The organism is Vibrio sp. 10N.222.49.A3 (genome assembly GCF_041475145.1).
Classification (GTDB): Bacteria; Pseudomonadota; Gammaproteobacteria; order Enterobacterales; family Vibrionaceae; genus Vibrio; species Vibrio tasmaniensis_A.
In genome coordinates this window covers 2,589-2,788 of record NZ_JBFRVM010000306.1, presented here as the reverse complement: position 1 = coordinate 2,788, position 200 = coordinate 2,589, and the positions used below count along the sequence as shown (strand labels likewise).

Below are 200 nucleotides of genomic sequence, written 5' to 3'. Positions count from 1 at the left end.
TGTCAACGCCAGTTTAAAATTGACCCACTTATCGACGTTATCGCCGAAGTAAAACTGACCCACCCACGTAATTAACTTCTACTTTCAGATAGATTTTCTAGAACCGTAGGTATGGTTCCAGCCGCCTTCTTTCCTCGTAATCGGTAGCTTTCTCCGCTGATTTGTACGATGTGAGAGTGATGAAGAAGCCTATCCAGTAA

At 43.5% G+C, this 200-nt stretch carries 1 protein-coding gene; it reads right to left on the bottom strand.

Features of this window, described 5'->3' with window-relative positions; translation table 11 throughout:
* Nucleotides 1-71: 71 nt before the first annotated feature.
* Nucleotides 72-200: ATP-binding protein (locus AB4589_RS25285; protein ID WP_408063608.1), on the bottom strand; the 129-nt coding region annotated here is incomplete at its 5' end.